Source organism: Micromonospora sp. NPDC005161, from assembly GCF_053599855.1.
Map to the genome: position 1 here is coordinate 17,366 of NZ_JBSFYQ010000009.1, position 26,137 is coordinate 43,502.

The window sequence follows — 26,137 nt, forward strand, 5'->3', positions numbered from 1 at the left end:
GCCAGGGGCCGGGAACGCCGACGGGGCGGCGTACGCCGACGTGGTGTCGGGGTACGCCGCCCGTGGGCGGGACGAGCTGCGGGACGCGGCCCGCGCTGTCACGGGGTTACTTCGGGTCGCGGTTGAACGTGGAGGTCGACCAGAAGTAGCCGAGTACTGCCAGAGCCAGGCACCAGGCGACCGCGAGCCACCCGTTGTGGCCGATCTCGCTGCCGAGCAGCAGGCCGCGCAGGGTCTCGATGGAGGGCGTGAACGGCTGGTACTCGGCGATCGGCCGGAGCCAGCCGGGCATGGCGTCGACCGGGACGAAGGCGCTGGACAGGAGCGGCAGCAGGATCAGCGGCATCGCGTTGTTGCTGGCGGCCTCGGCGTTGGGGCTGACCAGACCCATGCCGACCGCGATCCAGGTGAGGGCCGTGGCGAAGAGCGCGAGCAGCCCGAGTGCCGCGAGCCATTCCAGGACGCTGGCGTCCGTGGAGCGGAAGCCGATGGCCACGGCGACGGCGCCGACGAGGACCACGCTCATGACCGACTGCAGCACGCTGCCGACGACGTGCCCGACGAGCACCGAACCGCGGTGGATCGCCATGGTGCGGAAGCGGGCGATGATGCCTTCGGTCATGTCGTTGGAGACGGACACCGCGGTGCCGATCACGGTGCTGCCGATGGTCATCAGCAGGAGGCCCGGGACGATGTACGCGATGTAGTCGGAGCGGTCCGCGCCGCCGCCGCTGATGCCTGAGCCCATCGTGTCGCCGAAGACGTAGACGAAGAGCAACAGCAGCATGATCGGGGTGAGCAGCAGGTTGAGGGTGAGGGACGGGTAGCGCCGGGCGTGCAGGATGTTGCGGCGCAGCATCGTGGACGAGTCGCGTACGGCGAGGGTGAGGGTGCTCATCGGACGGTCTCCTTGGGCTGGTGGGGGATGTTGGTGCCGCCGGTCAGGGCGAAGAACACGTCGTCGAGGTCGGGGGTGTGCACGGTCAGCTCGTCGGTCTCGATGGCGGCCGAGTCCAGCCGGTCGAGGATGGAGCGGAGTTCGCGCTGGCTGCCGTCGCTGGGGATCTGCAGCGCGAGGGACTCGTCGTCGCGGGTGGCGTCGTGCAGCGCGAGGGCGGCGGACTGGTACGAGGCCGGGTCGGTGAAGCGGAGCCGGACGTGCCCGCCGGGGATGAGCCGTTTGAGCTCCTTGGCGGTGCCCTCGGCGGCGATCTTTCCGTCGTTGAGCACGGCGATGCGGTCGGCGAGTTCGTCGGCCTCTTCCAGGTACTGGGTGGTGAGGAAGACGGTGACGCCGTCGGAGACGAGTTCGCGGATGATCTGCCACATGTTGTGGCGACTGCGGGGGTCGAGGCCGGTGGTGGGCTCGTCGAGGAAGATGATCCGTGGGTTGCCGACCAGGGTCATGGCGAGGTCGAGGCGGCGCTTCATGCCGCCGGAGTAGGTGGAGGCGGGCTTCTTCGCGGCGTCGGTGAGGTCGAAGCGTTCCAACAGCTCTGCGGCTGCGCGGTGGCCTTCGCGCTTGGGCAGGTGGTGCAGGTCGCTCATGAGGAGCATGTTCTCCTCGCCGGTGATCAGGTTGTCGACGGCGGAGAACTGGCCGGTGACGCCGATCGCGGCGCGGACCGCCTGGGGGTCGGTGGCGCGATCGTGGCCGCCGACGCGGATGGCGCCGGAGGCCGGGTCGGGGGAAATGAGGGTGGAGAGGATCTTGACGGCGGTGGTCTTGCCGGCGCCGTTCGGGCCGAGCAGGGAGAAGATCGTTCCTTCGGGGACGGTCAGATCGACGCCGTCGAGGACGACCTTGTCGCCGTAGGACTTGCGTAGGCCGTGCGCCGCGATCGCCAGGTTGGTCATGGTGGGTGCTCCTCAGAGGCTGCGGGCGACGATGTCGCCGTGGGTGGTGGTCGCGTGGATGGTCAGGTCGGCGGTGCCCTCGGTGTTCCGGAGGGAGTTGTGGATCCGGCCGAGGGTGGTGCCGGCGTCGAGGGAGGCGGAAACGCCGTGGGCGGCGTCGACCGACAGGTTGCCGGCCTGGGTACGCAGCACGACGGTGCCGCGTACGGCCTCGGTGATCCGGATGTCGCCCTTGACGGTGCTGATCTCCCCCGGTCCGGTGAGGCGGCCGACCGAGACGTCACCGGCGGCGGTGGTGAGGCGGACGCTGGCGGCCTCATCGATCTTGATCTCGGCGTGCGCGCCGTCGAAGGCGACGTCGCCGAACCGTCCGACGGCCCGGAATTCCGCGCTGGCCGCCTTCGCCGTGACCCGGGAGTCGGCGGGCAGTTGGACGGTCACCTCGATGGATCCGGAGTGGCCGAGGATCTGGTTCTTCGCCGAGGCGGTGATCCGCAGGACGCCGTCGCTGTATTCGACCTTGGTCTGCTCCGCCACCTTGACGTCGCGGCTCTTCGAGGCGTCCGCGGGCCGGACCTCGACCGTGGTGTCGGCCCGGTCGGCGGCGATGAACTGGACGCGCCCCGCGGGGATGTCGAGGACGGTGGCGATCGGGGTGGGGGTGTCGAACTTCTGCATCGTGCTCTCCTCCTGCGCTTGTTTCTGACACCGTAAACGCTACGTTGCGTTCAAGGATCAGACAACATGATCGTTGCGCACAATCGGCATATGGGCAGGTGACAGCCCCGTTTTCGTTGCAACAGTTCTGAACCTAACGCAACGTCGCTCGCCCTCAGCGTTGCATTGGAGTCGGAGTGAACGCTATGCTGGTGGTGTCAGGGAAGCGTGAAGGGAGATCGCGATGCCGGGAGGCAGGCTCAGCCAGCACGAACGTCAGCAGATCGCGTTGGGGCTGGCCGACGGGCTCGCGTACGCCGAGATCGCCCGGCGTCTGGACCGTCCCACCTCGACGATCACGCGGGAGGTGATGCGCAACGGCGGCCCCACCGCGTACCGCGCCGACCTGGCCCACCGCGCCACCGAACGCCGCGCGCACCGGCGCAGGCAGGCCGCTCCCCCAGGGCCGCAGGCACCCTCGCAGGCGCACGGACGCGACGCCGAGGCCGTACGCGAGTACGAGGAGATGTTCACCACCCTGCTCATGCAGCAGGGCCTGCCCAAGATGATGTCCCGGGTGTTGACCTGCCTCTACACCGCAGACGCGGGCAGCCTCACCGCGTCCGAACTCGTCCAGCGCGTCCAGGTCAGCCCGGCGTCGATCTCCAAGGCGATCACGTTCCTCGAGAGTCAGGGCCTCATCCGCCGGGAACGCGATGACCGCCGCCGGGAGCGTTACGTCGTCGACGACGACGTCTTCTACCAGGGCACGATCGCCGGCGCCCGAGCCAACGCCCAGCTCGCCGAGGTCGCACGGCAGGGCGTCAGCGTCCTCGGCCCCGACACCCCGGCCGCCGCGCGCCTGGAGAGCATCGCCCGCTTCGTCGACTTCATCGCCGAGAGCATCAGCCGCGCCGCGGAGCAGGCCCGGGAGATCCTCTACACGAAACCCCCGGCGGCCTCGGGCGAGACCGCCGCGCCGGGTTCAGGTCGCGAATAGACAGCCGCGCCGGTCCGGGGGCACTCCCCCGAGCCGGCGCGGATGAGACAGCTCGGTCAGGCGCCGACGTAGGCCGCGAGGTGCTGGCCGGTGAGGGTGGAGCGGGCGGCGACGAGGTCGGCGGGGGTGCCCTCGAAGACGATCCGGCCGCCGTCGTGGCCGGCGCCGGGGCCGAGGTCGATGATCCAGTCGGCGTGCGCCATGACCGCCTGGTGGTGCTCGACGACAATGACCGACTTGCCGGAGTCGACGAGCCGGTCGAGCAGGCCGAGCAGGTGCTCGACGTCGGCGAGGTGCAGGCCGGTGGTCGGCTCGTCCAGGACGTAGACGCCGCCCTTCTCGGCCATGTGGGTGGCCAGCTTGAGCCGCTGCCGCTCGCCGCCGGACAGGGTGGTGAGCGGCTGGCCGAGGCTGAGATAGCCGAGGCCGACGTCGGCGAGGCGTTCGAGGATGGCGTGCGCGGCGGGGGTGCGCGCCTCGCCGGAGCCGAAGAACTCCTCGGCCTCGGTCACCGACATGGCGAGCACCTCGCTGATGTCGCGGCCGCCGAGGTGGTATTCCAGTACCGAGGCCTGGAACCGCTTGCCTTCGCACTCTTCGCAGGTGGTGGCGACGCCGGCCATCATCGCCAGGTCGGTGTAGATGACGCCGGCGCCGTTGCAGGTGGGGCAGGCGCCCTCGGAGTTGGCGCTGAACAGCGCGGGTTTCACGCCGTTGGCCTTCGCGAAGGCCTTGCGGATCGGGTCCAGCAGCCCGGTGTACGTCGCCGGGTTGCTCCGCCGCGAGCCGCGGATCGCGCCCTGGTCGACAGAGACGACGCCCTCGCCGGCGGGGATCGAGCCGTGCACGAGGGAGCTCTTGCCGGAGCCCGCCACGCCGGTGACCACGCAGAGCACCCCGAGTGGAATGTCGACGTCGATGTCGCGCAGGTTGTGGGCGGTCGCGCCGCGGATCTCCAGCGTGCCGGTGGGCTTTCGTACGGTGTCCTTGAGGGCGACCCGGTCGTCGAGGTGGCGGCCGGTGACGGTGTCGCTGGCGCGCAGTCCGTCGATGGTGCCCTCGAAGCAGATGGTGCCGCCCGCCGTGCCGGCGCCGGGGCCCAGGTCGACGACGTGGTCGGCGATCGCGATCGCCTCCGGCTTGTGTTCCACGACCAGGACCGTGTTGCCCTTGTCGCGCAACCGCAGCAGCAGGTCGTTCATCCGCTGGATGTCGTGGGGGTGCAGGCCGATGGTGGGCTCGTCGAAGACGTAGGTGACGTCGGTCAGTGAGGAGCCGAGGTGGCGGATCATCTTGGTGCGCTGCGCCTCGCCACCGGACAGGGTGCCCGACGGCCGGTCGAGCGAGAGGTAGCCCAGCCCGATCTCGACGAACGAGTCGAGGGTGTGGCGCAGCGCGGCGAGCAGCGGCGCCACCGACGGCTCGTTGAGGCTGCTGACCCAGTCGGCGAGGTCGCTGATCTGCATCGCGCAGGCGTCGGCGATGTTGATTCCGTCGATCGTCGAGGAGCGCGCCGCCGCACTGAGGCGGGTGCCGTCGCACTCGGGGCAGGTGGTGAAGGTGACGGCCCGCTCGACGAACGCTCGGATGTGTGGCTGCAGCGCTTCCTTGTCCTTGGACAGGAACGACTTCTGAATCTTGGGGATCAGTCCTTCGTAGGTGAGGTTGACGCCGTCGACCTTCACCTTGACCGGGTCCTTGTGGAGGAAGTCGTGGAGTTCCTTGCTGGTGTAGTCGCGGATCGGCTTGTTCGGGTCGACGAAGCCCGACTCGGCGTAGACCCGGACGGTCCAGAAGCTGTCCGACTTCCAGCCGGGGATGGTGAAGGCGCCCTCGGCGAGGGACTTGGAGTCGTCGTAGAGCTGGGTGAGGTCGATGTCGGAGACCGAGCCGCGCCCTTCGCAGCGCGGACACATGCCGCCGGTGATGGTGAAGGTGCGGCGTTCCTTCACGGTCCGCCCGGCGCGTTCCATGCTGACCGCGCCCGCCCCGCTGATCGAGGCGACGTTGAAGGAGAAGGCCTGCGGTGAGCCGATGTGCGGCTTGCCGAGCCGGCTGAAGAGGATGCGCAGCATCGCGTTGGCGTCGGTGGCGGTGCCGACGGTGGAGCGGACGTCGCCTCCCATCCGCTGCTGGTCGACGATGATGGCGGTCGTCAGACCGTCGAGCACGTCGACCTCGGGCCGCGCCAGCGTCGGCATGAAGCCCTGCAGGAAGGCGCTGTAGGTTTCGTTGATCATCCGCTGCGACTCGGCGGCGATCGTGCTGAACACCAGGGAGCTCTTGCCGGAGCCGGAGACGCCGGTGAACACGGTCAGCCTGCGCTTCGGGATCTCGATGCTGACGTCCTTGAGGTTGTTCACGCGCGCGCCGTGCACCCGGATCAGGTCGTGGCTGTCGGCGATGTGCGGCGCGGACGACCGCGTGTCCGTCCTCGTGGCCTTGCTCATCGTGTCTCCATCTGTCGGGGCGGGGCCTGCTGGGGGTCTCCGTCGGCGTCGCCGCGGGAACCACGGTATCCATGCGGCCCGTGCTGGCCCTGTGGTCCCGGCCACCCGGCGCGTCGTCGCGGGGGTCAGACCAACCAGCGGCCGTCACGCATCAGCTCACGGCCGGGCATCTCGTTCACCTCGCGCCACGCCTGGATGCGGCGTGGTGAGATCCGGAACCAGCGGTACGACGTGGTCAGCGCGCACGGGTCGAAACCGGTGTGCGCGGCGAACCGGTCAGCTCGCTCCCGCGGCAGCGTGTCGATCTCGAGGACCTCGACGTCGCCCTCGATCATCGACACGTCGCGGGTGTCGCCCAGGGCCAGCCGGGCGCTCCGGGTGGCCGCCAGGTTCCGGCCGGTTGGGCTGTCGGCCGCCGTGGCCAGGAGCAGGGTCTCGCCGTCCCAGTGGAAGGACAGCGGCACCAGGTGGGGTGCGCCGTCGGCCGAGGCGCTGGCCACCCAGACGTCGATGTCGTGGCTGAGCCGGTGTTCGGTGTCGCGACGACGCTGGGCGCGAGGGCGGGGGTCAGCGCTTCGGGGCGGCTCGACGGCGGTGCCGTCGGTGTGGGTGATGGCTGGGGTGACCACGGTTCAGCGCAGCTCTTGGATGCGGATCATGTTGCCCGCGGGGTCGCGCAAGGCGCAGTCGCGGACGCCGTACGGCTGCTCGGTCGGCTCCTGGACGACCTCGGCGCCGCTGCCCTCCAGCTTGGCGAAGGTGCCGTCGAGGTCGGTGGTGGCCAGGTTGACGCCGAAGAAGCTGCCCTTGGCCATCATCTCGAGGATGGTGCGGCGCTCGTCGTCGGTGAGGCCGGGGCTGGCGGTCGGCGGGTGCAGGACGATGGAGGTGTCGGGCTGCCCGGCGGGGCCGACCGTGATCCAGCGCATGCCCTGGTAGCCGACGTCGTTGCGGATCTCGAACCCGAGGATGTCGCGGTAGAAGGCCAGGGAGGCGTCCGGGTCGGTGTGCGGAAGGAAGCTCGAGTGAATGGTGATGTCCATGGCGGTCACGCTAGTTGCGGCTGGGTGGCCCGCGCTTCTCGATTCCTGATCGGTCTGGTCACCTGTTTGGCCACGCACGCGGGCATCCCGGCCGTCGCGGCCGCCGCCTCGTCCCGGTAGACGCTGGGCGGCACGCCGACGAGTTCGGTGAAGCGGGTGCTGAAGGTGCCCAGCGACGAGCAGCCGACCGTGAAACAGACATCCGTGACGGTGAGGTCGCCGCGGCGCAGAAGCGCCATGGCGCGTTCGATGCGCCGGGTCATCAGATTGGCGTACGGCGACTCGCCGTACGCGAGCCGGAACTGGCGGCTGAGGTGCCCAGAGGACATGTTCACGCCGCGGGCGAGCGCCTCGACGTCCAGCGGCTGGGCGTACTCCCGGTCGATCCGGTCGCGGACGCGGCGCAGGCGTGCGAGGTCGCGCAGGTGCTGCGTCTCGTCAGGTCTGCTGGTCACGTACGTGATCGTGCCACGTCATGCCGACATCGCCCAGCAGGACGGTGGGGTCCGGGTCACCTCGGACCCGGACCGCCGCGTCATCCGGTCAGAGCCACGGCACCTGCGGCGACGGGTAGAAGTCGACCTCCTGCAGGCGCCACCGGGGTGCCTGCTCCCCCAGCCGGATCCGGAACGACTCCCAGTCGTGGCTGGCCGCCGTCGACCAGCCCAGTTCGGCGATCGCGGGCAGGCGTGGGAAGGCCATGTACTCGATGTCGTCCAGGCTGCGCAGCGTCTCGGACCACAGCGGCGCCTCGACGCCGAGGACCGCGTTCTCGCCGACGCCGGTCACCCGGGTGGCCGGGTCCCAGCCGTACGCGTCGGACACCTCGATGAGGCCGGCCCACCGCAGCCCCAGGCGGGTGTTGGCGTCGTACTTCATGTCCAGGTATGCCTTGTTGGCCGGTGACATGATCACCTTGTTGCCCCGGGCGGCGGCCTCGACCAGGTCGGCGTTGGTGGTGCCGGTGCCCCAGAACTGCGCCACCACGTCGGTGGGCGGGTCGACCTGCACGACCTCGTTCCAACCCGAGGCGCGCTTGCCGTACTTCGACACCAGCGGCAGGACCCGTTGCATGAACGTGCGGTAGTCCTCGTCCGTGGTGGCGTGCGCCTCATCGCCGCCGATATGCAGGTACGGCCCGGGGGTGATCGCGGCGAGTTCGCGGATGACGTCCTCGACGAACCGGTAGGTCAGGTCGTCCCCGATGCACAGCGAGCTGTAGCCGACGGCCGTGTCGGTGCGCGGGGCCGGTGCGACGCCGTCGCAGTTGAGCTCGGGGTAGGTCGACTGGGCGGCGTTGGTGTGCCCGGGCATGTCGATCTCGGGAACGATGGTGATGTGTCGGGCGGCGGCGTAGGCGACGACGGCCTTGTAATCGGCCTTGGTGAGGAACCCGGGCCCGACGCCGTCGACTCCGGTGCCGGGACCGCCGCCGACGGTGGTGAGCCGGGGCCAGGAGTCGATCTGGATCCGCCAGCCCTGGTCGTCGGTCAGGTGCAGGTGCAGGTAGTTGATTTTGTACTGACTGAGCAGGTCCACGTACGCGGTGATCTCGTCGACGGTGTGGAAGTGCCGTGCCAGGTCGAGCATCGCCCCGCGGTACGCGAAGCGCGGGTAGTCCACGATTCGTCCGCCGGGCACGGTCCAGGTGACCCGTTGCCGGTTGGACGCCTCGATCGCGGCGGGTAGCAGTTGGCGCAGGGTCTGCGTGCCGGCGTACAGCCCGGCCGGGGTGTTGGCCCGGATCGTCACGCCGTGGCGGGTGACGTCGAGCTGGTAGCCCTCCTGGCCGACGCGCCCGTCCGCCCCCCCGATGACCAGGGCGATCTCGGGCAGCGGCGTCGAGCGCACGGGCAGCACCGGCAGGGGGTAGCCGGTCGCGGGGCGCAGCGTGTCGGCGAGTTGCCGCCCCACCTGCCAGGCGGCGGCCGAGCCGGGTGAGGTGCGGATGACCGTCAGGGGGCTCAGGCGGAATGTGCCCCGGGCGTCGGGTTGGGTCTCGACGGGCGCGGGGACCACGTCGTCCAGGTGGCGGGCCGGGGCGGTCGGCGCGGCGACGGCCGGGGCTCCGGGCAGGATGAACGGCAGTCCGAGTGCGGCTATGACCAGCAGCCGCGTCATGGTGGGTCGGCGACGCACGGATACCTCCAGGCCTTCGTCGTGATCGGCGTTCATCGATCAGACCCGCACGCTACCCGCGCCGAACCTGGACTGTAAACCTTCCTTATCGTCCGGGCCGGTCCGGCCGCAACCCGGCGCGGCCCTGTCGCTGTCCCCACCCGAGCCGTCCGGCGGGGAATTCCGAGGTGAGCCGGGAGGTTCTCCGGTGGGAAGATCAGGTTCACTCGATCGGATGGAAGTGTCATGCAGGTGCGCTCAGACGCGGTGGTGCTGTTCGGCGTCACGGGAGACCTCGTCTCGAAGAAGCTCTTCCCGGCGCTGTACGAGCTGACCCGGCGCGGCCGCCTCGACGTCCCGGTGATCGGCGTGGCCCGCTCCCCCTGGGATGATCAGCAACTCGTCACCACCGCCCGCAAGTCGGTCGCCGAGGCCAACGACGAGATCGACGACGAGGCCTTCGACGCGCTGGCGCGGAACCTCTCGATGATCTCCGGCGACTACGCGGACCCGGTGACGTACCAACGGCTGGCCGAGCGCCTGCGGGGCGCCGAGCGTCCGATCTTCTACCTGGCGATCCCCCCGGCGGTGTTCGGCTCGGTGGTCGAAGGCCTGGCCGCGGCCGGTCTGGCCGAGCGGGGCCGGGTGATCGTGGAGAAGCCGTTCGGGCGTGACCTGGCGTCCTCGCACGAGTTGGACCGCACGCTGCGCGCGGCGTTCGACCCCGAGCGCGTGTTCCGCATCGACCACTACCTCGGCAAGGAAGCCGTCGAGGGCCTCTACGCCTTCCGGTTCGCCAACCGGCTGTTCGAGCCGCTGTGGAACAGCGAGCACATCGACAACATCCAGGTGACGCTCGCGGAGGGTTTCGGCACCCAGGGCCGTGCCGGCTTCTACGACACGGTGGGCGCCACCCGCGACGTGCTCCAGAACCACATCCTGCAGGTCGTCGCGCTGATCGGCATGGAACCGCCGGTCGCCGACACCACCGACGCGTTCCGCGAGGCGGAGGTCGCCGTGCTGCGGCAGATCGAGCCGCTGTCGCCGGAGTCGACCGTGCGGGGGCAGTACGCCGGCTACCGGGACGAGCCGGGCGTGCGGACGGACTCGAACACGGAGACGTTCGTGGCGACCCGGTTGACGGTCAACTCCCGCCGCTGGGCGGGTGTGCCCATCTACCTGCGCACCGGCAAGTCGCTGCCGGGGACGGCGACCGAGGTCGTGGTCGAGTTCAAGCAGCCGCAGCGCTCCCTCGTGCGCGCCGAGGGCGGCGCCGGGGCCGCCGCGAACCTGCTGCGGTTCCGGCTCGGCCGCGGCGACGGCATCACGATGTCGATCCAGGCGAAGAGCCCCGGCGCCGAGGTGGCGAGCCGTCCGGTGGACCTGTCCGTGGACTTCGGCGCGGCCCTCGGGCACCGCCAGGAGGCGTACGAGCGGCTGCTCGACGACGCGATGGACGGGCAGCACCTGCGCTTCGCCCGCGAGGAGACGATCCAGCAGGAATGGCGCATCGTCGAGCCGATCCTGGACCTGGCGGCGCCGGTGCAGACGTACGACAAGGGCACCTGGGGTCCCGCGGACGCCGACGCCCTCGCCGGCGGCTGGCACACCCCGCAGCTGCGGTGATGGTGGAGGACAGGGCGCGCGCACTCTTGACGGCCCGGGCGGCGGCTGCGGCGCAGGCCGGCTGCCGGTGGGTCACCGCCGAGACGGGCAAGCCAGCGCCCGGCTCGTCCAACCCGTCGCTGAACAACATGCTCCGGGTGGGCCTTACGCCCCTGTACGAGCGGCGCGACTGGATCTGGCGGGCGGACCCGGCCAGCTAGCAGCGTGCAGGGCTGCCGGACGAGGCACTAGGCCAGTGTCGCCGCGATGTCGGCACAACTCTGGAGTGCCCCCGTCGCCCGCTCGGCCTCATCCGTGCTCAGCTCGACGCGGTCGATGCGGGTCAGCATCTGCGCAGCCGTCGCCGGCTCGTGCAGCACCACCGCCACTTCGGCGCGATAGGCGAGAGCCTCCACCAGCGCGACCGGGTCGTCCGCCTCGAAACGGGCCAGAGCACTGTCGAGGATCCGGGCGGCTTGCGGGAAGTCACCCTTGGAATCCCCCTGCACGACAGCGTTCGCCAGAGCTTTGGCGAGCCGTCCAGTCGGCCCGGGCGCCGGTGTGGGGCTGACAGCCGCGTTCTGAACGACGCGGATCCAGTTGCCTCCCGGGTCGATGACGCTGAACCCGCTGAACCCGTCATAGTTCTTCCGTGCCCGGGGCCTGGTCATTCGCGGTGTCCCGGAGATCAGCACCTTGCCGTACGCGGCCCGCATGCCCGCAGCGAACGCCTGATACAGCTCACCCGTGTCCGACGTCAGCACCAGGCACGAGCCGTAGGACTGCTCCGGATCGAACCCCGGCATCTCGAAAAAGTGCAGATGCAGGTCCGCACGCCGCAGTGCCACGTACGGGTTGGGCTTACGTTGCCGATGCGTGGTCCGGAAACCGAGCACCTGGTAGAACGCGACGATGTCGTCGATGGACGCGCAGGGCAGCAGCGGAACGGTCACCTCGTTGGCCATCCGTTCTTCGTAGCCGCTGCCGCGCAGCCGCCGCACATGGATTTGGCCGATCGTCGTCCGGGGTCGACCAGAAGGCGGAGGTAGCGAGGGCGCCGGCGCCGGCGCAGACGTACGACAAGGGCACCTGGGGTCCCGCGGACGCCGACGCCCTCGCCGGTGGCTGGCACGCCCCGGATGACGATCGGACGCCTGGCGGGCTGACTGACCGCTCAGCTCACCGTACCGACCGTCCGGCGCTGGTGAGGTTTGCTCCTGCCCTGCGGTGTGGGGAAGTGATGAGCAGGTTTCTCGCCCGCTTCGGAGAGGAAGCAGCTCATGCTTTCCGCACTCGATCGTCGGCACACCGTCGCGCCGCCCGGGTACAGCCGGTGGCTCATACCCCCCGCGGCGTTGGCCATCCACCTCTGCATCGGCCAGGTCTACGCGACCAGCGTCTACAAGAACTCGCTGATCGCCCACTTCGACACCAGCCAGACCGCGATCGGGGTGATCTTCAGCATCGCGATCGTGATGCTGGGGTTGTCCGCCGCGGTCGCCGGGACATGGGTGGAGGCGAACGGGCCGCGTAAGGCGATGTTCGTCTCCGCCTGCTTCTGGGCGGCGGGCTTCCTGGTGGGCTCACTGGGCATCGCCACGAAGCAGCTGTGGCTGCTGTACCTGGGCTACGGCCTGCTCGGCGGCATCGGCCTGGGGATCGGCTACATCTCCCCCGTCTCCACGTTGATCAAGTGGTTCCCGGACCGCCCCGGGTTGGCGACCGGCCTGGCGATCATGGGGTTCGGTGGTGGGGCGATGGTGGCCTCTCCCCTGTCCCGGCAGTTGCTGTCGTTCTACGACCCGGGCTACGACCCGGCCAACGCGGGATCGACGGCGTCGGGCAGCGCCCTGGTGTGGCTGTTCGTGACGCTCGGCCTGGGCTATTTCGTGATCATGATGTTCGGGGTGGCGAACGTGCGGGTGCCGGCACCGGACTGGCGCCCGGCCGGCTTCGACCCGGCGACGGTGGCGTCCAAGCCGCTGGTCACCACGGCGAACGTGTCGGCGGCCAACTCGGTCAAGACCCGGTCGTTCTGGCTGCTGTGGGTGGCGCTGTTCTGCAACGTGACGGCGGGCATCGGAATCCTGGAACAGGCCAGCCCGATGATCCAGGACTTCTTCCGCGACAACGGCACGTCGGCGGTGTCGGTGGCGGCGGCCGGCGGGTTCGTCGGCCTGCTGTCGCTGTTCAACATGGCCGGCCGGTTCGCCTGGTCGTCCACCTCGGACGTGATCGGCCGCAAGCCGATCTACATGGTGTATTTGGGCGTCGGGATGGTGCTGTACGCGCTGCTGGCCCTGATCGGGCAGACGGCCACGGCGCTGTTCGTGCTGCTGGCCTGCGTGATCCTGTCGTTCTACGGCGGCGGGTTCTCCACGGTGCCGGCGTACCTGCGGGACCTGTTCGGCACGTACCAGGTGGGCGCGATCCACGGTCGGCTGCTGACCGCCTGGTCGGCGGCCGGGATCGCGGGCCCGCTGATCGTCAACGGGTTCCTCGACGCGCAGGGCGAGCCGGGCACCCTGACGGCGTCGGCGTACCGGCCTGCGCTGTTCACGATGGTCGGCGTGTTGGCGGTGGGCTTCGTGGCGAATCTGCTGATCCGGCCGGTGCCGGAACGGTTCCACGAGCCGCCCACCGACCGGGACGGCACCGAGGACACGGCGCCGGTGGCGGCGGAGAGGAGTGGCACCCGATGAGCGAGAACGGACGGCCCGGGCAGCAGGCCCGGTTGTGGATCTCCTGGTTGGTGGTGGCGGCGCTGCTCGGCTACGGGGTGGCGCAGACGGTGATCACGGCGGCGAAGCTGTTCACCCACTGATCCGGGTGTGGGTGCCGCATCCGCGCGGCACCCACACCGGTCGGTCACAGACCGCCGGAGACGCGCAGCACCGTGCCGGTGGCGTACGAGGCGTCCGGACCGAGCAGCCAGGCGATGGCGGCCGCGACCTCGTCGGGCTCGCCGGCGCGGCCGAGCGGGATACGACCGACGGCGGTGTCGGCGCGGTCGGGTACGCCGGAGTCGGCGTGGATGTCGGTGCGCACGATGCCGGGGGCGACCGCGTTGACCCGGATGCCGCGCGGGGCGAGTTCCTTGGCCAGGCCGATGGTGAGGGTGTCGGTGGCGGCCTTGACGGCGGCGTAGTGCACGTACTCCCCGGGGCTGCCGAGGGTGGCGGCGGCGGACGAGACGTTGACGATGGCGCCGCCGTCGGCCAGCCGGCGGGCAGCCTGCTGGGCGCAGAGGACGTAGCCGACGAGGTTGACGTCGACGACCCGGCGCAGGTCCTCGACGCGCAGCTCGGTGAAGGGCCCGATGGGGCTGGTGACGCCGGCGTTGTTGACCAGGCCGGTGAGCGGGCCGAGCTGCGCGGCGGCGTCGAACAGGGCGTCGACCTGGTCCGGGTCGGTGGTGTCGGCGCGTACCGCGGTGGCCCGCACGCCGGTGGCCCGCAGGTCGGCCAGGACGGCGTCGGCGGCGGCGTGGTCGCGGCGGTAGCACAGGGCGATGTGGTGGCCTGCCGCGGCGAGACGGCGGGCGGTGGCCGCGCCGATGCCGCGACCACCACCGGTGATGACGGTGACAGGTGCCACGGTGCCCCCCGAGTTTCTGACGGCTGCGTGCCGGCCCCGCCGACGCTACCGTGACCGCGCGGACCGGTCGTCGAGAGGAGAGTCACATGGAGCGCGCGTTGGTGCTCGGCGGTGGTGGGGTCACGGGCGTGGCCTGGGAGCTGGGGCTGCTGGCGGGGCTCGCCGAGCGGGGCGTCCCGGTGACCGAGGCGGACCTGGTGGTGGGCACGTCGGCGGGCTCGGTCGTCGGGGCGCAGATGTGCTCGGGGGTGCCGCTGGAGCAACTGTACGAGGCGCAGTTGGCGCCGCCGTCGGGCGAGCTGACGGCGCGGCTGGGCTTGGCGGTGCTGGCGCGGATGGTGTGGGCGGGTGCCCGGACCCGCGACGCGGTGCGGGCGCGGGCGCGCATCGGTGCGATGGCGGTGGCGGCGCGTACCCCGTCGGAGGCGTCCCGCCGCGCCGTCATCGAGGCCCGCCTGCCGACGGCTGAGTGGCCGCAGCGGCGGCTGCTGGTGACCGCGGTGGACGCGTCCTCGGGTGAGTTCGTGGTGTTCGACGGCGACAGCTCCGTGTCCCTGGTGGACGCGGTGGGTGCCAGTTGCGCGGTGCCCGGGGCGTGGCCGCCGGTGACGATCGGCGCGCGCCGCTACGTCGACGGCGGGATGCGCTCGACGGTGAACGCCGACCTGGCCGCGGATGCCCGCCGGGTGCTGGTGATCGCGCCGACGTCGGGGGCGTTCGGGCCGATGCCGCGGCTGTCGGCGCAGGTGGCCGGGTTGCGGGCGGCCGGGGCGCGGGTGGTGGTGGTGACGCCGGACGCGTCGGCGCGCAAGGCCATCGGCCGCAACGTGCTGGATCCGGCGCGACGGGCGGGATCCGCGCGGGCCGGGCGGGCGCAGGCCGCGGTGGTGGCGGACGAGGTGGCGGCCCTCTGGGTGTGATCGCTTACGCTCACCGCCTGTCTGGTCCGACAACGGAGGTGCGCGGTGGCGGGTGTGGGTGTCGGCGACGTCGTGGAGGACTTCGAGCTGCCCGATGAGACGGGCACGCCCCGGCGGCTGTCGGAGTTCCTGACGGCGGGGCCGGTGGTGCTGTTCTTCTACCCGGCGGCGATGACCCGGGGCTGCACGGCCGAGAGCTGCCACTTCCGGGACCTGGCGGCGGAGTTCGCGGCGGTCGGCGCCACGCGGGTGGGCATCAGCCGCGACAGCGTGGCCAGGCAGGCGGAGTTCTCCACGCTGCACGGCTTCGACTATCCCCTGCTGTCGGACGAGGACGGGACGGTGGGGCAGCGGTTCGGGGTGCGCCGGCGGCTGCCGTTGGGGCCGCTGAGCACGAAGCGGATGACGTTCGTGATCGGCGCGGACCGGCGGGTGATCGAGGTGATCCACAGCGAGGTCAGCATGAACGACCACGCCGACCGGGCGCTGCGGGCGTTGGGCGGCTGAGCGGGTGTGAGCCCCGTGCGGCGGGTGTCGCAGTCGGCTGGTATCAAGACAGCAATCAAACAGGTGTACGGAAGAGGGTTGTGATGGATGCCGGCCAGGGTTTGTCCACTGACGAGGTGCAGAGCCTGCGGGATGCGTTGGCGGCGGGCCGCCGGCCCCGGGTGGTGTTCACCGCATCGGCGGGGCAGATCGCCGGTCAGATCGGCCAGGTGGTCGAGCTGACCGATCCCGAGGTGTCCGACGAGTTCGTGGTGGTGCGTTTCGGCCGCGACGAGTTGCCGTTCTCCCCCGCGGATCTCGCGGTCGCGCCGAAGGGCGCCGGGCGTCGGGTCGCCGAGCCGAAGCCGGAGCCGCCGGCGCAGGAGCAGCCGCCCGCGGTGGTGGAGCCGGAGTTCGTGTTGGACACGCCGCGGGTGCCGACGCCGCGGCGGGAGGAGCCGAAGGTGGAGCAGCAGGTGGAGAAGACGCCGGCGCGGCGGGCGGTCAAGGCCGTGAAGCCGAAGGGCCCCGCGGGCCTGACGGTGACGTTGGCGTACGCCGAGGGTGAGTGGACGGTCGCCGCGCAGCAGGGCAGCAAGGCCCTGGCCAAGCCGTACGTGGTGAAGCCGGCCGAGGCGTTGAAGATGGTGGCGCTGGTCGACGTGCCGGGTGTGCAGGAGGCGGTGGAGCAGATCCTCGGCACCGAGCGGGCTGAGGCGGAGCAGCAGGCGGAGAAGCTGCGCGCCGAGCTGGCCGAGATCGAGGCGCGGCTGGCGGAGCTGCGCGAGGCCCGCTGACGGCTCCGGCGGGTCGGGTCAGGCCCGGCTGCTGTGGTGCTCGAGCAGCCGGGTGAGCAGCCGGGTGAGCTGGTCACGTTCGGCGACGGACAGCGGGGCGAGCAGGTCCTGCTGCACGCGCTCGACGGTCCGGGTCATCCGGCGTGCCTCGTCGGCGCCGCTGTCGGTGAGGCTGATGACGTTGCGGCGGCGATCGGCCGGGCCGGGGGCTCGTACGACGAGCCCCCGACCGGCCAGGTCGGCGACCGCGCGCCAGCGGGCGCCGAGGAGCCGCAGGTGTGGCTCACCGACGCCGGTCACGCCGTGCATGGCCGCGTCTCCGACGCCGTCGCGGGCATCACCGCCCGGCTGTACGCGGACCTCCCGGCCGACGACTCCAGCGCCGCCGCCCGGGTCCTCACCCTGGTCACCCAGCGCGCGAACGCCGAACTGGCTGCGATCCCGGGCGTCGCCGCGACGGTCGGTCAGAAGTAGTCGAGCAGCTGCGCCGGGCCTCCGGCGCCCAGCAGATCCAGGGCGTCCGGGTCGGCGCCGGCGGCGTGCAGCAGGCCCGCCTCGGCGACCGACCGGGCGCGGGCGGCGCCGGCGTAGAGCAGCGCGAAGCCGCGCACGTCCAGCCGCAGGTCCGCCTCGCCACCGATCCGGGTCAGCTCACCGGCGCCGTCGGCGACGCTCAACCGCCAGGTGCCGGCGTTCCAGTCGGCGACGGCGTCGGCGAGGGTGAACTCGACGGCGCCGCGGGCGTGGGCCGGCCAACCACGCATGCGGACCGCCCGGGCCACGTCCACCGGCCGGTGCATCCACAGGTTCCGTTCGTGCTCGCGGACCAACTCCAGCGGCAGGTGGACGCTCACGGCGTCGCCGTCGAGCGGGCACAGTCGCAGGGTCGGTGCGACGCTGGCCCAGCTGCCGAGCACGCCGACGAGTTCCCGGGCGGCCTCGGCGGTGGTCGCCAGGGCCTCGTCGACGGTCAGCACCGAGTCGGCGCCGTAGCCACGGCCCCGTTCCCAGCTGGCGTAACCCACCAGGTCGCCGCCGTCCTCGACGAGGGTGAGCGCGTCGCCGGGCAGGCCGCGGTCGGCGGCGAAGAAGTCGAACAGCTCGCCCCGGCGGGTCAGCGGGCCGTTGCGGTGCCGGGTGACCCGCTCGTACAGGGCCATGACGGCGGGCAGGTCGGCGGGCGTGCCGGCCCGGACGGTCAACCGGGGATCCGGCCGGTGCCGGGGCAGCGCGGCGGTGGCCAGGTCGACGGTGCGCAGCACCCCGGCGGCCTCCCAGCCGCAGGCACGGTAGGGGGCGGCGACGGTCGGGTACAGCGCGCTGATCGCCGCGCCGCGCTCGCGGGCGCCCCGCAGCAGGGCGGTGAGCATGCCGCGGGCCACGCCCCGGCCGCGGGCCTCGGGGGCGACCGCCACGCCGCCGACGTCGGCCGCGGGCACGGCCCGCCCGGACCACCACTGGTCGTGGTGCAGGTCGACGGCCTTGCCGACGAGCCGGCCGGTGTCGTCGAACGCGCCGTAGCGGGTCAGGCCGGGCACCGTGGCGGTGGCGTGCGATGGGCGCTGCGGGTCGGACCCGAAGGCGAACCGGCCCAGCTCCCAGGCGTCGGCCAGGTCGTCGGCGGTGAGTTCGCGTACGTGCACGGTGGCGGGCATCGGAACACCCTAGCGGGATGGATCTTCGGGGGGCCGCCGAATTAACGGCCGGGGCGCGGGGTCGGAACCGACCCCGCGCCCCGGCGGTCAGTGCTGCGGGATGTTGGCCACGCCGATCCGCTTGCGGAACACCCAGTAGGTCCAGCCCTGGTAGGCCAGCACGACCGGGGTGAAGATCACCGCCACCCAGGTCATGATCTTCAGGGTGTAGGGGGTGGAGGCGGCGTTGGTGGCGGTCAACGTGCCCGCCGCGTCCAGGGTGGAGGGCAGCACGTTCGGGAACAGCGCCGCGAACAGAGTCGCCACCGCCAGCCCGATCGCCACGGCGGTGCCGGTGAACGCCCAGCCCTCCCGGCGTACCCGGGCGGCGGCGAGGCCACCGAGCAGGGCGAGGGCCGCGCCGACGGCGAGCACGACGGCGGCCGCGCTGGAGCGGATGCTCAGCGTCCAGGCCAGGAAGCCCACCGCGAGCACGGCGGCACCGACGCCGAGGCGCACCGCGAGGGCGCTGGCGCGCTCGCGGATCTCGCCGGCGGTCTTCAGGGCGATGAACACCGCGCCGTGGGTGACGAACAGCGCCAGGGTGGTCGCGCCACCGAGCAGGGCGTACGGGTGCAGCAGGTCGACCAGGCCACCGACGTACTCGTGCTCGGCGTCCAGCGGCACACCGCGCAGGATGTTGGCGAAGGCGACGCCCCACAGGAACGCCGGCAGCAGCGAGCCGACCACGATCGCCGCGTCCCAGCGGCGCTTCCAGGACACCTCGGGGCGCTTGTGCCGGTACTCGAAGGCCACCCCGCGGCCGATCAGGGCCAGCAGGATCAGCAGCAGCGGCAGGTAGAAGCCGGAGAAGAGGGTGGCGTACCACTCGGGGAAGGCGGCGAACATCGCGCCGCCGGCGGTGATCAGCCACACCTCGTTGCCGTCCCAGACCGGGCCGATCGTGTTGATCAGGACCCGTCGTTCCCGGTCGTCGCGGCCGAGCACGGGCAGCAGCATGCCCACGCCGAAGTCGAAGCCCTCCAGGATGAAGTAGCCGGTGAAGAGCACGGCGATGAGGAGAAACCAGATGGTGGTGAGGTCCACGGCAGGCTCCGGTGATCAGTAGGCGAAGGCGAGCGGACGCTCGGCGTCGTCGGTGTCGTCGTCGGACGGGGGCGTCTCGGTGACGTCGGGTACGCCGGCGCGGGCGTAGCGCAGCAGGAGCTTGACCTCGATCACCGCGAGGGTGGCGTAGATCAGCGTGAAGGCGGTGAACGAGGTGAGCACCTCGGCCAGCGAGACGCTGCGGGACACGCCGTTGCGGGTGAGCATCTCGCCGAAGACGATCCACGGCTGGCGGCCCATCTCGGTGAAGATCCAGCCGAAGGAGTTGGCCAGCAGCGGCAGCACCGGCATGACCAGCCCGGCGCGCAGCAGCCACCTGCTGGTGGGCGTGCGGCCCTTGCGCTGGCTCCAGAGCACCAGCAGGGCGATCGCGGCGGCGGCCATCCCGAAGGCGATCATGAAGCGGAAGCTCCAGTAGGTGACCGGGATGATCGGGGTGTAGCTGCCGGCGCCGTACTGGGTGGCGTACTGGGCCTGGAGGTCGTTGATGCCGTGCACGGTGCCGTGCGGGTCGCCGGTGCCCAGGTACGACAGCAGGTACGGGATCTTGATGGCGAGCACCTCGCGGCTGCCGTCGAGGCTGCCGACGGTGAGCACGGAGAACGAGGCGGGGCTCTCGGTGGTGTAGAGGCCCTCGGCGGCGGCCATCTTCATCGGCTGGACGTCGGTCATGATCTTGCCCTGGATGTCGCCGGTGAACAGCACGGCGGCGGAGGCGACCAGGACCACCCAGGAACCGAACTTCGCGGCGAAGCGGTAGGCGCCGGTGTCGGCGGAGTCGCGGTTACGGATCAGGTGCCACAGGCCCACGGCGGCGACCAGCGACCCGGCGACCAGGAACGAGCCGGCCAGGGTGTGCGGGAAGGTGATCAGGGCGACCTTGTTGGTCAGCACGGCCGGGAAGTCGGTCAGCTCGGCGCGGCCGGTGTCCGGGTTGACCTTGTAGCCGACCGGGTTCTGCATGAACGAGTTCGCGGCGAGGATGAAGTACGCGCTGAGGTTCGTGCCGATCGCGGCGGCCCAGATGCTGGCCAGGTGCGCCCGCTTGGGCAGCCGGTCCCAGCCGAAGATCCACAGGCCGATGAAGGTGGATTCGAGGAAGAACGCGACCAGCGCCTCGATGGCCAGGGGCGCGCCGAAGATGTCGCCGACGAAGCGGGAGTAGTCGCTCCAGTTCATGCCGAACTGGAACTCCTGCACGATGCCGGTGACCACGCCCATCGCGAAGTTGATGAGGAAGAGCTTGCCGTAGAACTTGGTGAGCTTGAGGTAACGCTCGTTGCCGGTGCGGTGCCACAACGTCTGCAGGATCGCCACCAGCACGGACAGGCCGATGGTCAGCGGAACGAAGAGAAAGTGGTAGACGGTGGTGACACCGAACTGCCATCGGGCGACGTCCAACGCGTCCACCTGGAACCCCCAGCCATGTCGTACTACGAGACGTAGTAAATACTACTGCTCGTCGTAGAGGAACGGGCAGGGTCGGGCGGCCCGAACCGGCCCGGGACCAATGACCTTGATCACCCGGGCCGCCGGGCCCGGCGGCAACCGGCCGACCCGCCCTCGCAGCACCGCGCGCACGTGCGACGATGGCGCGCTGATGGACACCGCGCACTCCCCCTGGCAACCGCCGCTGATCTGGCGCGCCGCCCAACTGCTGGCCCGAGCCCTGGTCGGCCTGCTGGCCCGCCTCGAGGTCACCGGCGACGTCCCCGCGCACCTGCGCCGCGGACCGCTGGTGCTGGCCGCCAACCACATCAGCCCGTTCGACCCCGTGGTGATGGCCGCCGCCTGCCAGACCCGCAGCATCGCCCCCCGGATCATGGCGACCGCCGGGCTGTTCCGCGCCCCGGTGTTCGGCTCCCTCATGCGCCACGCCGGGCACATCCGCGTCGACCGGGGCACCGATGCGGTGCACCGGGCACTGGAAGCCGCCACCGCCGCCGTCGCGGGAGGATCGGTGATCCTCATCTACCCGGAGGGGCGCATCAGCCTCGACCCCGGCATATGGCCCGAACGCGGCAAGACCGGCGCCGCCCGGCTCGCCCTGGCCTGCGCCGCCCCGGTCATCCCGGTCGCCCAGTGGGGCGCCCACGAGGTGCTGCCCTACCGTGCGCCCCGGGGAATGCTGCGCGGCGTCGCCCGCGCACTGTGGCGCCGTCCGGTGATCCGGGTGCACTTCGGCGCACCCATCGACCTGCACGAGGCGGCCGCCAGCGGCCCCGGCGCCGCCCGCCGGGCCACCGACCAGATCATCGACGCGCTCACCGACAGCCTCGCCCCGCTGCGCCCCGACGAACCCGACGGGCCCCGACACATCGATCCCAGCCGCCCGAGCGACCCCAGCAGGTCCCACCGCCGCCGGCTCCGATGACCTGACGGGTTAGACAAGTTTTGGAAACCTGTCTACGCTGTCTAACGTGAGCAGCGTGGAGATGGAGCACGAAGACCCGAAGCGCGCCGCTGTCCTCGCGGCGGCGGTCGGGGTGTTCGGGCGCTACGGGTTCCAGAAGACGTCGATGGAGGCGGTCGCCAAGGCGGCCGGCATCTCCCGGCCGGGCCTGTACCTGATGTTCCCCAACAAGGAGCAGCTGTACCGCGCCACCATGCAGGGCGTCATGGAACGCGCCCAGCAGGCCATGCAGGCGCGCTTCGGCGACCAGGCGCTGAGCTTCGACGAGCGGATCGTGGCAGGGCTGGATGCGCTGATGGGCCCGTACATCGACACCCAGGTGGCCCGCGACCTCAACGAGCTGCTCGAGAACAGCGGGCCCCAGTTGGGCTCGATGTTCCACGACTACCAGGAGCGGGCCCGGGCGGCACTGCGCGCCCACGTCGACGCTCTCGCCCCGCCCGGCCTGCTCGACGGTGACCTGACGGCGGACGACGTGATGGACCTGCTCTTCTCCGCCGCGTTGACCTGGAAATCGACCTCGGCCACCAGGGACGAGTTCCGCGACCGGATCCGCCGGGCACTGCGGCTGATCTGCCGCGCCGCGGGCTGACCCCGCCGCCCACCCCACCGCACCCTCACGCTGCATCCCTGCGTCCAAGGAGTTCCGAAATGTCACGAATCATCACCCCTTACTCCGCCCGGTCGACCGCCGCTGAGGTGATCGCCGGCGTCGACCTCAGCGGCCGGCGGGCCGTGGTCACCGGCGGCGCGTCCGGGATCGGCCTGGAGACCGTCCGGGCGCTGGCCAACGCCGGCGCCGAGGTGACACTGGCCGTCCGCGACACCGCCGCCGGCGAGCGCGCCGCAGCCGACATCACGGCGGGCGGGGCGCACGGCGCGGTCCGGGTCGCCCGGCTCGACCTGGCCGACCGCACCTCCATCGACGCCTTCGTCAACACCTGGACGGGCCCGCTGCACATCCTGGTCAACAACGCCGGCGTCATGGCCCTGCCGGAGCTGACCAGGACCACCGAGGGCTGGGAGGCCCAGTTCGCCATCAACCACCTCGGTCACGCCGCGCTGACCCTGGGCCTGCACGACGCGCTCGCCGCTGCGCAGGGCGCCCGGATCGTCGTCGTCAGCTCCTCGGCCCACCAGCAGTCCCCGGTCGACTTCGACGACATCCACTTCACCGACCGGCCCTACGAGGCCTGGTCGGCGTACGGCCAGTCGAAGACCGCGACCATCCTGTTCACCGTCGCCCTGGCCCGACAGTGGGCCGTCGACGGGGTCACGGCCAACGCCCTGCACCCCGGCGGCATCATGACCAACCTGCAACGGCACCTCGACGACGCGCAACTGCGCTACGTCGGTGCGGTGGACGAGCAGGGCAACCGCCTGGAGGTGCCACCAGGCTGGAAGACCCCGCAGCAGGGCGCGGCCACCTCGGTCCTGCTGGCCGCCTCCCCCGAGGTCGACGGCGTGACCGGACGCTACTTCGAGGACGGCAACGAGGCCCTGGTCATCGCCGAGCGGGCCGACGGCATGAGCGGCGTGCTCCCGTACGCCATCGACGACAAGAACGCCGAACTCCTCTGGGACGAGACGATCCGGCTCCTGCGGCGCTGACCGGGTCGGCGGTGCCGGCCGGACAACTGACCGGCGAGGCGGAGTTCACGGAGACCGGGCATGCCCGCGCCCCGGACACCCCGCCTTCCACGGCTCCCGGCGGCCACCCCTTTCCGCGCGGCACGTGCGCTTGGCGTCGGTTCCCCTCGCTGAGGGATGCGGCTGGCTCGGCGGGGGGATGAGGTCGCCTGGGCATGTGGTGATGCTGGTTCACGTCAGCCAACCGCTTGCTCAAAGGAGTGACATGTTCATCTCTGGTTCGCGTACGACGGCGTTGGGGGCGGTGGCAGCCGTGGTGGTCGCGGCGTGGCCCTCGGTGGCGTGGGCCCAGCAGTCCGAGACGAAGACCGCCGCAGCCGGGTGGTCGGTGGTCGCCGGGATGGGACATTTCGTGTACGACGAGCCCAACGTGGTTGGGCACCGGATCTGGTTCGGCGTCTCGGCGGTTTCGGCCGCGGACGGATCAGCGCACGGCCAGTTCCTTTACCGGCACGAGCGAGCGGACGGCACACTAGTCGCGCAGGGACGGGCCGACGTGACGTGTCTGAAGGTCGCCGGGAACGTCGCGTTGTTCACCGCGATCGTGCCGGAGGGCGAAGGGACGGCGAAGAACCACGGCTACTACGTGAAGATTATCGACGGCGGGACGCGGCCGGATGTGATCGTCGACGCTCAGGCGCAGAACGGGACCGAGCGGCCACCCACACACTGCCTCGATCCCGAGACGGACCTCCCTCCGGAACTCCCCCAGCGGCCCCGGTACCCGGTTCTCACTGGCGGATATGCCGTGTATGGCGCTGAGCAGAGCCGAACGGCCGCCGAGCTTCCCGACGCCGGAGACCGGGCCCGGTGACCATGCTGTGGCTCTGGTGGAGGCACTGGCCGACCTGGTCCGGATACGCCGCCGCGGGCTTCTCGCTGCTGTACGGCGGTTTGGGGCTGTACTGGACGGCCGGTGGTGACGGGTTCCCGTTCGCGCCGATCGACCCGGCACGGGCGTCGGGGTCCATCCTGGAAGGCAGCCGCGCCGAGGTCGTCGCCCCGGTCATCGCCGCGCTCGGGCTGCTCGGTGCGGTCGTCGCGTGGATCATGACGCGGCGCGCCCGGCCTGGTCACCTGTCGGCGGCGCTGGTTGTCTTCGGATGGGTGGCGGCGGTCGGGTTGACCCTGGTCATCCCCGACTACACCATGATCGTCCTGGTGGCGTTCGCGCCGCTGCTGTTGGTCTTCGCCTTCACCGGCGTACCAGGTGACCAGGGCGGCATCGGTGACATCCTGTACTGGCACCGGACGAACCTGATCATCGTGTTCGTCGGCGGCCTGCTGTGGGCCGCTGCCACCCTCGCCTACCAGCGGCGGGTCCGGGCCGCCTGCGCACACTGCGGCCGCCGCCACGGAGACGGCCGTGGCCCGTCACGGCAGACGCTGCTGCGGTGGGGCCGGTGGGCCGTCGCGGTCGCCTGCCTTGCGCCGTTGCCCTACGAGGTCACCAGGATCGCCTGGTACCTCGGCTATCCCCTCGGCATCAGCCGGGACTTCCTGCGGATGATGCAGGACACGCCGGGGATGCTTGAGGTCGGGCTGGGCTGCGCGGTCGCGTCGGCGCTGGGGGTGTGCTCACCCACGGTCTGGTGGCCCGATGGGGGGAGGTTTATCCCCGCTGGATCTGGTTCAAGGCCGGCAAACGGGTCCCGCCCGCGCTCGCCGTCGTCCCGGCGTCGATCGTCGCTGTGACGATCATTCCGGCTGGCCTGATGTTGCTCTGGACAAGCGAAGCCCGGGGCACCTGGGCCCTGTACGTCCCGAGCCTCTTCTGGACGGTGTGGGGGGCCGGACTCGGCGCCGCCACGATCGCCTACCACCTGCGCCGGCGGGGCGCCTGCCACCGCTGCGGGCGGGGCCACCAACCGGGCCCGGCACCAGAACCGCCAGGCGACGAACCAGCCGCCGGACGGCAGGTGCTCGACGAACTCTCTGACGCCCCCGTGCCACGGGCCTGATCTTCGCCGGCAGGTCACCCACGATCCATCGGCGGCGGGCATACTGCGTCGCGTGCTGACCCGATTCGGCTACCTGGACGCGCCCGGGCCGCTGGCGTTCGCCCACCGCGGCGGCGCCGCCGAGGGCGACGAGAACACCACCGAGGCGTTCGCCCGTGCCGTCGGGCTGGGCTACCGGTACGTGGAGACCGACGTGCACGCCACCGCCGACGGGGTGGCGGTGATCTTCCACGACCCGACGCTGCGCCGGATCACCGGCGAACCGGGGCGCATCGCCGACCTGCGCTGGGCCGACCTCGCCTCGGTACGCGTCGGCGGGGCCGCCGTCGTACCCCGGCTCGACGAGGTGCTGGGCGCGTGGCCGCAGGTCCGCTTCAACGTCGACGTGAAGGCTGACGGCGGCGTCGAGCCGACGGTCGCCACGGTGACCCGGGCCGGCGCCGGCGACCGGGTGCTGCTCGCCTCGTTCAGCGACGCCCGGCTGACCCGGCTGCGCGCCCTCACCGACGGGCGGGTCGCCACCAGCCTCGGCATGCACGGGGTGGCCCGGCTGCGCCTGGCCTCGCTGCACGGCCGCCGGCTGCGGCTGCCCCCGTCGGTGGTCGCCGCGCAGGTGCCGCCGCACTACGGTCGGGTGCCGGTGGTGGACCGCCGGTTCCTCGACTACTGCCACCGACTCGGCCTGCAGGTGCATGTCTGGACGATCGACGAACCAGCCCAGATGCACGACTTACTGGATCGTGGCGTGGATGGCATCATGACCGATCACGTCGGCGTGCTGCGCGACGTCTACCGCAGCCGCGGCCACTGGGCCGCCTGAC

30 protein-coding genes are annotated in these 26,137 nt (G+C 71.3%); 15 read left to right on the forward strand and 15 right to left on the reverse strand.

Annotated elements, in window-relative coordinates; translation table 11 throughout:
- Positions 1-106: 106 nt before the first annotated feature.
- Genes ACWD5O_RS11155 through ACWD5O_RS11165 form a run of 3 tightly spaced genes read right to left on the reverse strand, consistent with a single transcriptional unit; the run spans position 107 to position 2,535 of the window.
- On the reverse strand, positions 107-898 hold the full coding sequence (locus ACWD5O_RS11155) for an ABC transporter permease (RefSeq protein WP_450085164.1): 792 nt from the start codon (positions 896-898) through the stop codon (positions 107-109).
- Positions 895-1,857 (reverse strand): ATP-binding cassette domain-containing protein, encoded by a 963-nt coding sequence (locus tag ACWD5O_RS11160; protein WP_354965149.1) that lies wholly within the window; start codon positions 1,855-1,857, stop codon positions 895-897. Before ACWD5O_RS11160 ends, ACWD5O_RS11155 begins: the two co-directional genes overlap by 4 nt.
- Before the next feature lie 12 nt (positions 1,858-1,869).
- A complete protein-coding gene (locus ACWD5O_RS11165; protein WP_450085165.1) occupies positions 1,870-2,535 on the reverse strand; it encodes a DUF4097 family beta strand repeat-containing protein in 666 nt (221 codons plus the stop codon).
- Positions 2,536-2,758: 223 nt separating this feature from the next.
- Here ACWD5O_RS11165 and ACWD5O_RS11170 point away from each other — a divergent pair, with 223 nt between their 5' ends.
- Positions 2,759-3,514: a helix-turn-helix domain-containing protein gene (locus ACWD5O_RS11170; protein WP_450085166.1), complete on the forward strand. Its 756-nt coding sequence runs from the start codon at positions 2,759-2,761 to the stop codon at positions 3,512-3,514.
- 56 nt (positions 3,515-3,570) lie between these two features.
- On the opposite strand, the gene ACWD5O_RS11175 is transcribed toward ACWD5O_RS11170, so the two are convergent.
- From ACWD5O_RS11175 to ACWD5O_RS11195, 5 genes are all read right to left on the reverse strand, one after another.
- Positions 3,571-5,964 carry an ATP-binding cassette domain-containing protein gene (locus ACWD5O_RS11175; RefSeq protein ID WP_450085167.1) on the reverse strand — a complete coding sequence of 798 codons (2,394 nt, stop codon included), beginning with the start codon at positions 5,962-5,964 and terminating at the stop codon, positions 3,571-3,573.
- Between the two features lie 125 nt (positions 5,965-6,089).
- Positions 6,090-6,593 (reverse strand): pyridoxamine 5'-phosphate oxidase family protein, encoded by a 504-nt coding sequence (locus ACWD5O_RS11180; protein WP_450085168.1) that lies wholly within the window; start codon positions 6,591-6,593, stop codon positions 6,090-6,092.
- 3 nt (positions 6,594-6,596) lie between these two features.
- Positions 6,597-7,007: a VOC family protein gene (locus ACWD5O_RS11185; RefSeq protein WP_387322558.1), complete on the reverse strand. Its 411-nt coding sequence runs from the start codon at positions 7,005-7,007 to the stop codon at positions 6,597-6,599.
- 5 nt (positions 7,008-7,012) lie between these two features.
- Positions 7,013-7,462, reverse strand: coding sequence for a helix-turn-helix transcriptional regulator (locus ACWD5O_RS11190; RefSeq protein ID WP_450085169.1), 450 nt, complete (start codon positions 7,460-7,462; stop codon positions 7,013-7,015).
- Positions 7,463-7,550: 88 nt separating this feature from the next.
- On the reverse strand, positions 7,551-9,182 hold the full coding sequence (locus ACWD5O_RS11195) for a beta-N-acetylhexosaminidase (RefSeq protein ID WP_450085170.1): 1,632 nt from the start codon (positions 9,180-9,182) through the stop codon (positions 7,551-7,553).
- Positions 9,183-9,371: 189 nt separating this feature from the next.
- Here ACWD5O_RS11195 and zwf point away from each other — a divergent pair, with 189 nt between their 5' ends.
- Together zwf and ACWD5O_RS11205 are read left to right on the forward strand one after the other, a co-directional pair.
- The gene (gene zwf / locus ACWD5O_RS11200; RefSeq protein WP_450085171.1) at positions 9,372-10,751 is read left to right on the forward strand and encodes a glucose-6-phosphate dehydrogenase; all 1,380 of its coding nucleotides are present in this window, start codon (positions 9,372-9,374) and stop codon (positions 10,749-10,751) included.
- Positions 10,751-10,951, forward strand: coding sequence for a hypothetical protein (locus tag ACWD5O_RS11205; RefSeq protein ID WP_450085172.1), 201 nt, complete (start codon positions 10,751-10,753; stop codon positions 10,949-10,951). The genes zwf and ACWD5O_RS11205 overlap by 1 nt, the downstream gene beginning before the upstream one ends.
- 27 nt (positions 10,952-10,978) lie before the next feature.
- Here the strand turns inward: ACWD5O_RS11205 and ACWD5O_RS11210 are convergent, their stop codons facing one another.
- On the reverse strand, positions 10,979-11,695 hold the full coding sequence (locus ACWD5O_RS11210) for a VOC family protein (RefSeq protein ID WP_450085173.1): 717 nt from the start codon (positions 11,693-11,695) through the stop codon (positions 10,979-10,981).
- Between the two features lie 315 nt (positions 11,696-12,010).
- Between ACWD5O_RS11210 and ACWD5O_RS11215 the strand changes: the two genes are divergently transcribed.
- Both ACWD5O_RS11215 and ACWD5O_RS11220 read left to right on the forward strand, forming a co-directional pair.
- Positions 12,011-13,432, forward strand: a complete 1,422-nt coding sequence (locus ACWD5O_RS11215) for an OFA family MFS transporter (RefSeq protein ID WP_450085174.1) — start codon at positions 12,011-12,013, stop codon at positions 13,430-13,432.
- Positions 13,429-13,554, forward strand: coding sequence for an MFS transporter small subunit (locus ACWD5O_RS11220; protein ID WP_269458402.1), 126 nt, complete (start codon positions 13,429-13,431; stop codon positions 13,552-13,554). The genes ACWD5O_RS11215 and ACWD5O_RS11220 overlap by 4 nt, the downstream gene beginning before the upstream one ends.
- A gap of 44 nt (positions 13,555-13,598) precedes the next feature.
- Here the strand turns inward: ACWD5O_RS11220 and ACWD5O_RS11225 are convergent, their stop codons facing one another.
- A complete protein-coding gene (locus ACWD5O_RS11225) occupies positions 13,599-14,327 on the reverse strand; it encodes an SDR family oxidoreductase (RefSeq protein WP_354965161.1) in 729 nt (242 codons plus the stop codon).
- Between the two features lie 86 nt (positions 14,328-14,413).
- Here ACWD5O_RS11225 and ACWD5O_RS11230 point away from each other — a divergent pair, with 86 nt between their 5' ends.
- The 3 genes from ACWD5O_RS11230 to ACWD5O_RS11240 all read left to right on the forward strand — a co-directional run bounded on the left by ACWD5O_RS11230 (position 14,414) and on the right by ACWD5O_RS11240 (position 16,530).
- Positions 14,414-15,247, forward strand: coding sequence for a patatin-like phospholipase family protein (locus tag ACWD5O_RS11230; protein ID WP_450085175.1), 834 nt, complete (start codon positions 14,414-14,416; stop codon positions 15,245-15,247).
- Positions 15,248-15,292: 45 nt separating this feature from the next.
- A complete protein-coding gene (locus ACWD5O_RS11235) occupies positions 15,293-15,754 on the forward strand; it encodes a peroxiredoxin (RefSeq protein WP_450085176.1) in 462 nt (153 codons plus the stop codon).
- Positions 15,755-15,837: 83 nt separating this feature from the next.
- Complete coding sequence (locus tag ACWD5O_RS11240) at positions 15,838-16,530, forward strand: hypothetical protein (RefSeq protein WP_450085177.1); 693 nt, start codon at positions 15,838-15,840, stop codon at positions 16,528-16,530.
- Between the two features lie 18 nt (positions 16,531-16,548).
- Here ACWD5O_RS11240 and ACWD5O_RS11245 read toward each other — a convergent pair whose 3' ends face one another.
- Positions 16,549-16,830 carry a MarR family winged helix-turn-helix transcriptional regulator gene (locus ACWD5O_RS11245; RefSeq protein ID WP_450085178.1) on the reverse strand — a complete coding sequence of 94 codons (282 nt, stop codon included), beginning with the start codon at positions 16,828-16,830 and terminating at the stop codon, positions 16,549-16,551.
- Between ACWD5O_RS11245 and ACWD5O_RS11250 the strand changes: the two genes are divergently transcribed.
- On the forward strand, positions 16,807-17,004 hold the full coding sequence (locus ACWD5O_RS11250; protein ID WP_450085179.1) for a hypothetical protein: 198 nt from the start codon (positions 16,807-16,809) through the stop codon (positions 17,002-17,004). The two genes, ACWD5O_RS11245 and ACWD5O_RS11250, sit on opposite strands and share 24 nt — an antisense overlap.
- Here ACWD5O_RS11250 and ACWD5O_RS11255 read toward each other — a convergent pair.
- The 4 genes from ACWD5O_RS11255 to ACWD5O_RS11270 all read right to left on the reverse strand — a co-directional run bounded on the left by ACWD5O_RS11255 (position 16,995) and on the right by ACWD5O_RS11270 (position 20,900).
- Positions 16,995-18,185, reverse strand: coding sequence for a GNAT family N-acetyltransferase (locus ACWD5O_RS11255; RefSeq protein WP_387322568.1), 1,191 nt, complete (start codon positions 18,183-18,185; stop codon positions 16,995-16,997). The two genes, ACWD5O_RS11250 and ACWD5O_RS11255, sit on opposite strands and share 10 nt — an antisense overlap.
- Before the next feature lie 87 nt (positions 18,186-18,272).
- Positions 18,273-19,271: a cytochrome d ubiquinol oxidase subunit II gene (gene cydB / locus ACWD5O_RS11260; RefSeq protein WP_354965167.1), complete on the reverse strand. Its 999-nt coding sequence runs from the start codon at positions 19,269-19,271 to the stop codon at positions 18,273-18,275.
- Positions 19,272-19,286: 15 nt separating this feature from the next.
- Positions 19,287-20,702, reverse strand: coding sequence for a cytochrome ubiquinol oxidase subunit I (locus tag ACWD5O_RS11265; RefSeq protein ID WP_450085180.1), 1,416 nt, complete (start codon positions 20,700-20,702; stop codon positions 19,287-19,289).
- A gap of 42 nt (positions 20,703-20,744) precedes the next feature.
- A complete protein-coding gene (locus tag ACWD5O_RS11270) occupies positions 20,745-20,900 on the reverse strand; it encodes a hypothetical protein (RefSeq protein ID WP_450085181.1) in 156 nt (51 codons plus the stop codon).
- On the opposite strand from ACWD5O_RS11270, the gene ACWD5O_RS11275 reads away from it, so the two are divergent.
- From ACWD5O_RS11275 to ACWD5O_RS11300, 6 genes are all read left to right on the forward strand, one after another.
- Positions 20,893-21,666: a lysophospholipid acyltransferase family protein gene (locus tag ACWD5O_RS11275; protein WP_450085182.1), complete on the forward strand. Its 774-nt coding sequence runs from the start codon at positions 20,893-20,895 to the stop codon at positions 21,664-21,666. The genes ACWD5O_RS11270 and ACWD5O_RS11275 overlap by 8 nt on opposite strands.
- Positions 21,667-21,712: 46 nt before the next feature.
- Positions 21,713-22,297 carry a TetR/AcrR family transcriptional regulator gene (locus ACWD5O_RS11280; RefSeq protein WP_450085183.1) on the forward strand — a complete coding sequence of 195 codons (585 nt, stop codon included), beginning with the start codon at positions 21,713-21,715 and terminating at the stop codon, positions 22,295-22,297.
- Between the two features lie 59 nt (positions 22,298-22,356).
- Positions 22,357-23,316, forward strand: coding sequence for an SDR family NAD(P)-dependent oxidoreductase (locus tag ACWD5O_RS11285; RefSeq protein ID WP_450085184.1), 960 nt, complete (start codon positions 22,357-22,359; stop codon positions 23,314-23,316).
- Positions 23,317-23,608: 292 nt separating this feature from the next.
- Entirely contained in the window at positions 23,609-24,169 is a 561-nt protein-coding gene (locus ACWD5O_RS11290) for a hypothetical protein (protein ID WP_450085185.1), read from the forward strand.
- Positions 24,166-25,050, forward strand: a complete 885-nt coding sequence (locus ACWD5O_RS11295) for a hypothetical protein (RefSeq protein ID WP_450085186.1) — start codon at positions 24,166-24,168, stop codon at positions 25,048-25,050. The genes ACWD5O_RS11290 and ACWD5O_RS11295 overlap by 4 nt, the downstream gene beginning before the upstream one ends.
- A 318-nt stretch (positions 25,051-25,368) precedes the next feature.
- On the forward strand, positions 25,369-26,136 hold the full coding sequence (locus ACWD5O_RS11300; protein ID WP_450085187.1) for a glycerophosphodiester phosphodiesterase: 768 nt from the start codon (positions 25,369-25,371) through the stop codon (positions 26,134-26,136).
- The last annotated feature ends 1 nt before the right edge of the window (position 26,137 follow it).